Source organism: Enterobacter sp. Li2LvB3, assembly GCF_056156645.1.
Map to the genome: position 1 here is coordinate 1 of NZ_JBSICG010000045.1, position 8,964 is coordinate 8,964.

The following is an 8,964-nucleotide window of genomic DNA, read 5'->3' on the forward strand; positions in this document are numbered from 1 at the left end:
GACGGTAAAAACGAATAATTCAGAATTGAAATGGTTATATGAATTAAATCAGCATCGTTGTGGATAATTTGGATTCGTAATCTATTCTTTTTATTAAAAGAAAAGTCGTTACGTATAATTACCTAAAGCTGGTGGCTATGAAGAAAATAACACTGATTTATTTAGGGCTATTCCTGTCGCAAACAACCCATGCAAGTGCACTCTATTTTTATGAAATAGCCACAGAAGATACGGCCCTTGCCGGAGCCGGGCAGGCGGCACGCGCTCAGGATCCCTCAACCATTGTCACTAACCCCGCGGGAATGACGCGACTTCCTGATCATATGTTTACGGGTGGTTTGCAGGCCATGGACGGTGACGTCTCCTATAAGCTGGATGATGAATCAGGACGCAAAAGTCCTGGCAATATCATGCATTTTTTCCCTAACGCGAGCGCGTTCTACGCGCAGAAGCTTAATGACGATTTTTATGCTGGTATTGGGCTGTATGGTAACTATGGTCTGGGGATTGACTTTGGTAACTGGGCAGGGGATCGACTCATTAAAAAGAGTACCATGGTTGCGATGACATTGAGTCCATCGCTAGCTTATAAACTCAGTGACCGTGTTTCAGTAGGGGGGGCTGTCAATGTTAACTATGGTTTCCTCTCGCTGACCCGTAATGTCGATGGCGATGATGAAACGGAGAAAGATCATGACTGGGCGTTGAGTTATCGTCTGGGTTTACTGATGGAGATTACCGATCAAACACGAGCCGGTATTGCCTGGACCAGTAAGACGGAATATGACTTTAATATCAATGGTAAAGCTCGTTTCCCCAACTTGCCCAATGTTGAATATGACTTGCCAATATCTGCGCAAGTCAGGGCCCCACAACAAATCATGTTAAGCGTGGTACACGACGTTAATAAACAATGGTCAGTGATGGGGGACCTTGGCTGGCAGGACTGGAGCCAGTTCGGTAGCCCGCAGATATCGGTTGCCGGGCAGGATGTTGATCGGAAAAATCGTCTGAAGGACTCCTGGCATTCAGCGCTTGGTGTGCAGTATCGCCCGACTGAACAGTGGCGCATAAATGCAGGCGTGGCATTTGATAGCACCATTTATAAGTCACAAAGTGATATTGCGCTGTCTTTACCCACTGGTGATGAATGGCGATTTGCAACAGGGGCGCAATATCAGGTGACACCGCAAAGTAATATCGGTTTTGCCGTGTCGTATCTGCATATGCAATCCTCTCAGGTGCAGTCGCCTGAGGTATTTAAAGGAAGCTATGATAATCCCTGGTTATGGTTTGCCAGTGTAAACTATAGCTACCAGTTCTGAATGGTATTATATATCTCCGCAACTGCGTGAAGTCTGTAATTCCCCGTCGGAGACAGGATATTGAATGACATAGCATCTTGCTCATCAGCTTTACGAAGTGCATTCGATAACTCATCAAGTGTATTTGGATGCGCTATGTTTTCGAATACTGGTTTATCTCGTTGGAAGGGAATGGCTCAGGGATTGTTACAGTACGGTTGGTGATATTGTATTTAACTATTCTGGGTTTGAGGAATATACATAATTTACTTCAGCACCAAAAAAAGTATAACAAACTGTTTTAAATGGATATTAATCAAATGGCGATTCAAACTCACAGTTATGAACTCAGTTTTGGTTCATAACTGTGTTAAACGCTGTCCATAAATCACTCGATGTTACGCTTGTTGGTTCATGAACTGTTCTTTCTATTTTTGTGATGTGCGTCAGGTTTTAGTGTTCAGAAATATTACCTTTTACTCGATGAGCGATTGTTTAGCACCTCTCCGACAACCGGAGCAGCGGTAAATGCGTTTGGCCAGCCAGCGTAAAACGCGGCTTGGGTACCCGGAGGACTAAACTTTACCGATTATATTCAAATGAATCTGTCCTTACCGGCGTGCCATGCAAAATAGGCTTGTACCAGCGTAACGACAAGTATGCAGAGCAACACAGAGTTCCAGTTAAGTGAGTGGCCGCGAATAATGCCCGCAAGGTAGGGGCCGAGAGCACCAATCAAATAGCCGATACATTGCGCTTTGCCGGATAGCTGACCTGCCTGACTGTGTTCACGAGTCCTCAGCCCAAAGAGCGTGAGGCAGGTCACCATAGACATTCCTGCCCCCACGCCTGCGAACAGCAGCCACACAGCAGAAAAAGCCGGTTTGAAAAGGATCCCTGCCACTCCGATTGTAATGAACAGTGAACAAATGAGGCCAAGGAGGCGTTGATCCTTAAGGCGTGAAATAAACGCGGCAGTTGTCAAATTAGCAATGACGGCAATGGCCTGATACAGAAACAGGTGATAGCCTGCTGTCGACGCGCTGACCCCATGCTCAACTGCCATTGATGGATACCAGTCAATGAGCGTATAGAACACCATGGTGTGCAGAGCCATAAACATCGAAACCTGCCATGCAACAGAGCTACGCCACACTGACCGCTTAACGGGAGTCTGTGCCTGAACGACAGTGACAGACTCCTGAGTCGCACCGGCACAAACTCTGAGCCATACAACTAAGCCCAGAAGGGCGGTGATAACCCAGATACCCGTAGACAGTCGCCATCCGGCATTGCTGAGCGCGGAAAGTGGGGCAGCAACGCCGCTGGAAAATGCTGCTGTAAGCGCCATCGTTGCCGCATAGAGCCCGACACAGCGTGCAGTATGTGACGGGAAATCTCTTTTAACGAGCGGAACGACAAGAACGTTAGCAATGGCTATACCCAGGCCTATCACAAATGTCCCGACCCAGAGTCCGGACAAGCCCATAAGAGAACGGACGATACATCCCAGGGTAATCAGAACAAGAGCAGCCAGCAATGCCTTCTCAAGGCCGACTTTTCGGGTCAGCAGGGGGGCGAAAGGTGACGCAAGTCCAAAAATCAGTAAGGGCAGGGCATTGAGCAAGCCTGTTGCAGAACTGGTGAGATTGAATGAGGCTGCAATTTCGTGGATTACTGGCCCGAGCGCAGTAATGGGTGCCCTTAAGTTGGATGCAATTAACAGCACACCCAGAAAGGTTAAAGAATAAATCGTGTTTTTTGCAAGCGTGTTTTTTTCTGAAATGACAGACATATAAAGTCAACCCAGCAAATACGATACGTTTGTGTTATCGCAAATGGTGCGTTGGTTGACGTTAACGCTTACGCAATCCGGAGAGCCCGAAATGTCTGCCGCAAAGGTTACCTGCGCACCTTCCCTGTGTCAACAGGCAATATCAGAATTCGAAGATCGTTCCTGAGATAATGCATAATTAATAAAAGCCATACTTGGTATGGCTTATTCATAATAAGGGCATCCGTGCCTGCTGATTATAAAAAGAACACGTTGAATGGACTTGAAATATTAAATCAACAACAAAATAAAAACGAAGAAATATTATTTTTCCCACAGGAAAAGGGTAACTCAGGCTATAGCGCCACCGCCATCGATGAGAACGGTTGAACCTGTAGCATAAGGGTTTCCGGCAACATAGAGGATAGCTTCAGCTACATGCTCAGGCAGACCCAGCGTCCTGGCGGGAAGTGTTGACGCTGCTTTTTCATACATAGACTGCCGGGCAGATTCCTCCACACCATCCCACAGAGGGGTGGCGATGAGACCCGGAGAGACTGTATTGACCCTGACTTTAGATGAGGCAAGTTCCAAAGCGAGCCCCCGGCCCAGAGCTTCCAGGGCTGCATTGATTGCCCCCTGTAAAACCGGCGTTGAAGGCCGGACACTCAGAAAGCCTGAGACAAAGGTCAACGAACCCCCTTCGTTTATCTGCACGTGTCTTGCTACCCTGTAAGCGCCCCAGAACTTACTGTTCATGGCCTGAAGTGCATCATCAAGGGGCAGCTCACGCACAGGCCCGGTCGGGGTCTGGGCCGCACTTACCACAACGTGATCGAAGCCACCGGATTCGCTGAAGAAACGCTGTACAGCTGAGTCGTCAGCGGTATCCAGTATTGCCGTTTCGGTATGATGACCGATACGGGAAGCTGCCGACTGAAGCTTAGAAAGATTCCGTGATGCAATAGTGACATGTGCTCCGGCTTCTGCGAAAGCCCGGGCTGTTGCCTCGCCAATCCCGGAGCTGCCTCCAACGACCAGAATTTTTTTATCCGTGAAATGATTTGTCATGATTATCCTCGTTAACATTACGTATTTTGTTGCCTGACCTTCGCCGAAGCGACTGCGGATTAGCTAAAGTTCGGGTCTTCAGAGCTAAGCCACGATGTTGGTTTTCAGGGGATCAGCCGCAGCCTGCGCATATTTTCAAGATGTTCTATGAGCACATCATCAGAGCGGCGGGTCATGCCGGTGAAACCCGCCTGACGCGCTTTAGTCACATCGAAAATGGCATCGTTCTGAACATGAAAAATGAAATCACCAAAGCTGCCGAGAGCGATACGGTTTACGTCAGGTTCAATGAGTGCTTTATTCTGCGCCACAGAGCGCCATACAGAACTGAGGGCTGGCACGCGCTGTGCCAGTGAGATCGGTTGCGGCTCTCCGGCTTCGATACCAAAAAAATCCGCCAGTCTTGGCCAGACATGTGCCCAGCGGAAGATATCTCCGTTAGTGATGTTATAGGCACCGTCGGCCCCCTGCTGAGCAGCCCAGAGTGCGGCCTCTGCAATAACTTCAGCGCTGGTAATATTGACCAGGGCATTGCGATAGGCAGCTTGCGGTCCAGGGAAATTCATTGCCGTACCCGTTTCCCGACAAAGTGTCCCGTATACGCCAATGAGGTTCCCGAGATTCATGGGCGAGCCCAGCGAGTGACCAATAATGATATCAGGGCGTAAAGCTGTCCATTTTATACCCTCAGACTGCAATGAGATTGCAAAGTCCTCATGGCGGAAATAGAGATTTGGCGGAAAATGGCGGCTGTCGCTCTCCCTCGCCGGAGTCTTGTAAACGCCAAACTGAGCACCGTAAACCTTTCCTCCCTGAATGAAGATAATTCTCTCCAGCGGAGCATCGGCACTGCGCAGTGCTGCAACAAGGTTTTCCAGCATCGCCGCATTTTCGTCTGCCGATGCAGCAGGATCTGAATTAGGCTTAAGTGCTGTATACACCAGATGCGTAACCGTTTTGAAATAATGGGCTCCTGCCTTAAGCGACTCCGGTTCCAGCAGGTCAGCTGCTACGTGATCGTTCAGCGTGTCGCTGTTGTCACTCCTGCTGAGGGTAGTGATATCCCATCCGGCGTTTTCAAATGTCTGAACGGCTGCTCGCCCCAGAATGCCACTACTTCCCGCGATCAATACGTGTTTTTTGCTCATCTGATTTCCTCAGTACTTGTTACAAACAGCGCATTCATTTTTGAAAATTGTTTGGATTACCGTCCAATGCAAAGCGCCGGTTAAGATTGGTATGCTTAATTTTATAGTTACCCTGAAGAATAACAATTGACCTATAATGCAATAGATTGTTAACCCAATTGGTAACTAAAATGGCTTTTGAGAACTTCGCGCTTTTACGCTTTTTTATTGATGTGATTGAGGAAGGTTCGATCTCAGGGGCAGCCCGCGCGCATAACATTTCTTTGCCTGCGGCGAGCCGAAAAATGCGTCAGCTTGAAAACGTCTTTGGGGTAAGGTTGTTGCAGAGAACCACAAGGCGACAGTCGCTTACGGAGGAAGGGGGATTGCTTTACGAGCAGGCTGTGCGGATCCTTGGCGATCTGGAAACGCTGGAGCACATGCTCAGGCAAAACAGCAGAGAAGTTGCGGGTGTTTTACGTGTGACCGCACCGGTATCATTAGGCCGTCGAAGGATTACCCCATTGTTGGCCCAGTTTGGCGCTATGTATCCGGATCTGTCGATCCACTTAAAACTGACAGATACGGTGCTGGATCTCGTGGCTTCAGGCATGGATGTGGCGATACGTTACGGCGCAACTGAAGATTCGTCCTATGTCTCCAGACCGCTGGCAAATAATTATCGTATCCTTTGTGCTTCCCCGGAGTATGTGCAGGTTCATGGCGTTCCGGCATCGCCTCATGAACTTATAAGACATCGCTGTCTGCACTCTGGTACCGAGTCGTCGGTCGACTGGTCGCTGGGAGACCTCTCCGTACGAATTAACTCTCCGTTCACGTCAAATGACGGAGAGGTTATCCGTCAGCTAATGCTCGATGGGCATGGTATTGCTCTGAAATCGATCTGGGACGTTGCGGAAGATATCGAAAGCGGAAGGCTCTGTCAGATCCTTCCGCAGTATCAGTCTCAGGCTGCACCTCTTCACGCCATATATCCCCACAGACAACATGTGGCTCCCCGGGTTAAGGTCTTTATTGACTTTTTAATTAAAAATATCCGCGAGCCAGATATTTATGCGAAAGGATCCGGTGTGGAAAACAGGAAACCTGATTAACTGAGCGCCAGCAGGCTCTACTCTCCGGGATGATTTGTCCAGAAGAGTAGAGGTGAAGGGTTTTAGTTCCGGCTAATTGGCGGAAATCCGTGCTTGCGGGCGATAAATACAATAATAAACGTGGCAGCAAGTAATATGAGAAGCGCCGGAGGAAACGCAGCCACGCCCATATGATTGAGCAGTAATCCGCCAATCAGTCCGCCTCCTGCAATGGCGGTATTCCAGACGGTCACAACCATGGATTGGGCCACGTCAGCGACATCACCAGCCGTTTTTGCCATTGCCGTCTGGAAGAATGTTGCTGCACCGCCAAAGGCCAGTCCCCATGCCGCAATCGACGCATAGGTTACGGCCGGTATGTGACTGGCCACACCCAGAGCGGCGGCTGAAAGGGCGAACAGAACGGTACTACCCAGCGTCAGTCCTCTCAGGTGCGCATCGATAAACATGCCTGTCACCCAGATACCCAATAACGAAGTGATCCCAAAGAGAAGCAAAGCAATGTCGGTCTGCCCCCCGATACCTGACGCATTGATAAACGGGGCGATATAGGTGTACAGGATATTATGTGCCAGAACGAAGGTGAGCACAGCGAGCAGTACCGGACGCACTCCCGCAACGCCCAGAACACGATGTAACGGAAGGCGCTGACTGTTCTTCTGACCCGGGAAGTCCGGGACACGGATATAAATCCATAGCACGAGTAACAACGCCATTACGCTCATAATGGCAAAACACATTCTCCACCCGACCAGGTTGCCAAGGAAAGTCCCCGCCGGTACGCCAAGCGAAAGCGCAAGAGGAGTCCCAACCATTGCAATGGCAATGGCTCTTCCCTGAAGGCTTTCAGGAACCATCCGGGAAGCATAACCGGGCAATAATGCCCAGAGTAGCCCGGCCGCGATTCCTGCGACAAAGCGGGCACTCATCGTAAGAAAATAGCTATCCGAAAAAGCGGTGACCGTATTGGCAACAACGAATCCAGCGATCGCCGTTATCAGTAACGGTCGCCGACGCATCCCCTGGGTCATCACGGTTAACGGGATCGCGGCCAGAAGAGAGCCTATGGCATAAATCGTGACGAGCTGGCCAGCCATTGCCTCAGAGATATTCAGCCCGGAACTGATTTGTGGCAGCAGACCCGCAGGAAGAGCCTCGGTGAGTATTGTAACAAACCCGCCCAGGGCAAGCGCCAGCAGAGGTATGAGAGGGAGCCGTGCGCTTGTGGCTCCAGAACGGGTTATGGATGAACAGGACATATTATTGCCTCAGGTTTGTGGCCATAAGCCCCTGGAAGGTCACTTACAGCCGTGTAATTACTGAATGTGATTATTTTTACTGCATTCTATTCCTGAGACAATAATGCTATTGTTCATAACATTTGAGATTTAATTTCACAAATAAGGTGTGTTATGGCACAGCTGAGCGGCATAGATATTTTTGTACAGGCGGCAGAAGCAAGGAGCTTTTCTGTGGCTGGTCGACTGTTGGGCGTCACGCCATCAGCGGTGGGGAAAAGCATATCCAGGCTGGAAGAGCGTCTTGGCGTTCGTCTTTTTCATCGAAGCACTCGTAGCGTTACGTTGACGGCAGAAGGGGGCCTTTTTCTGGAGCGATGTCGTCGGATCCTCAGTGAAATAGAGGCGGCAGAGCTTGAACTGTCAGAAACGCAGCAGGCCCCCAGAGGCAAACTGCGTGTCAGCCTGCCTCTGGTTGGTATGCTGGTTATGCCAGCACTGATTGACTTCATGCATCGTTATCCGGCAGTTGAAATGGATGTTCATTTCTCCGACCGGGTTGTAAACGTAATTGAGGAAGGGTTCGACGTTGTTATGCGCTTCGGAGAGCCTCATGATTCGAGGCTGATGTCCAGATCGCTGGGACAGTACAGGCTGCATCTTGTTGCCTCTCAGGGTTATCTGGCCCTGAGAGGTACCCCTGATAAGCCGGGTGAGCTTGTCAATCACGCGTGCCTTCAGCACAGATTCCCCAGTTCGGGGAAGTTTGAACCCTGGCCATTTAAGCAAACGGAAGAAATTGCAGATTTAGTCCTGCCTACTTCAATGATTTGCAATACTTCAGCGGCTCTTCTGGATGTTGCCAGGGCCGGGCTGGGTATAGCTTGTCTGCCGGACTTTATGGTTCAGGAGGCGATAGACAAAGGAGAGCTTGTTACCGTACTGGACGAACATACTGAGCATCATGGAACACTCAGATTATTCTGGCCATCAAGCAAGTATTTGTCTCCAAAATTACGCGTGTTTATCGATTTCATGGTTGAACAAATATTTGCGCAGAAAAATTTCAGATTAACGCAAGAGTAGAGTTTATGAACTTATGAAGAAAATAGTTCTTAAACAAAATGCAAGAAACGAAGGATTAATGGGGACTTAACCCTATGAATTATGGGAACTATCGAAGTTCATGAAGTAATAGACCTATGGAGGTTGTGCAAGAAACGAGATGGCTATCCTAAATCATAACGTATTGATCTATCAGTTAGTGGGAGTGTCTTATGAACTTATTTACCACAGTAGGTCATTTAACATAATATACATTATGCGCACTAAGAT

General features: G+C 49.1%; 7 protein-coding genes and 1 pseudogene. 3 read left to right on the plus strand and 5 right to left on the minus strand.

Features of this window, described 5'->3' with window-relative positions; translation table 11 throughout:
- Window positions 1–137 precede the first annotated feature (137 nt).
- Window positions 138–1,325, plus strand: a complete 1,188-nt coding sequence (locus ACS603_RS23150; protein ID WP_315688661.1) for an OmpP1/FadL family transporter — start codon at window positions 138–140, stop codon at window positions 1,323–1,325.
- A 448-nt stretch (window positions 1,326–1,773) separates the two neighbouring features.
- On the opposite strand, the pseudogene ACS603_RS23155 reads toward ACS603_RS23150, so the two are convergent.
- From ACS603_RS23155 to ACS603_RS23170, 4 genes and pseudogenes are all read right to left on the minus strand, one after another.
- Window positions 1,774–1,866, minus strand: a pseudogene (locus ACS603_RS23155) (carboxymuconolactone decarboxylase family protein); the annotation flags it as partial.
- A 33-nt stretch (window positions 1,867–1,899) separates the two neighbouring features.
- Window positions 1,900–3,099, minus strand: coding sequence for an MFS transporter (locus tag ACS603_RS23160; protein WP_325923145.1), 1,200 nt, complete (start codon window positions 3,097–3,099; stop codon window positions 1,900–1,902).
- A gap of 330 nt (window positions 3,100–3,429) precedes the next feature.
- Window positions 3,430–4,149 (minus strand): SDR family oxidoreductase, encoded by a 720-nt coding sequence (locus ACS603_RS23165; RefSeq protein WP_474944992.1) that lies wholly within the window; start codon window positions 4,147–4,149, stop codon window positions 3,430–3,432.
- A 104-nt stretch (window positions 4,150–4,253) separates the two neighbouring features.
- Window positions 4,254–5,297, minus strand: coding sequence for an SDR family oxidoreductase (locus ACS603_RS23170; RefSeq protein WP_474944993.1), 1,044 nt, complete (start codon window positions 5,295–5,297; stop codon window positions 4,254–4,256).
- A 170-nt stretch (window positions 5,298–5,467) separates the two neighbouring features.
- Between ACS603_RS23170 and ACS603_RS23175 the strand changes: the two genes are divergently transcribed.
- Complete coding sequence (locus ACS603_RS23175) at window positions 5,468–6,391, plus strand: LysR family transcriptional regulator (RefSeq protein ID WP_177340279.1); 924 nt, start codon at window positions 5,468–5,470, stop codon at window positions 6,389–6,391.
- Window positions 6,392–6,453: 62 nt separating this feature from the next.
- Here the strand turns inward: ACS603_RS23175 and ACS603_RS23180 are convergent, their stop codons facing one another.
- On the minus strand, window positions 6,454–7,650 hold the full coding sequence (locus tag ACS603_RS23180; protein WP_281959144.1) for an MFS transporter: 1,197 nt from the start codon (window positions 7,648–7,650) through the stop codon (window positions 6,454–6,456).
- Between the two features lie 153 nt (window positions 7,651–7,803).
- On the opposite strand from ACS603_RS23180, the gene ACS603_RS23185 reads away from it, so the two are divergent.
- Complete coding sequence (locus tag ACS603_RS23185) at window positions 7,804–8,715, plus strand: LysR family transcriptional regulator (protein ID WP_474944994.1); 912 nt, start codon at window positions 7,804–7,806, stop codon at window positions 8,713–8,715.
- Window positions 8,716–8,964: the final 249 nt, after the last annotated feature.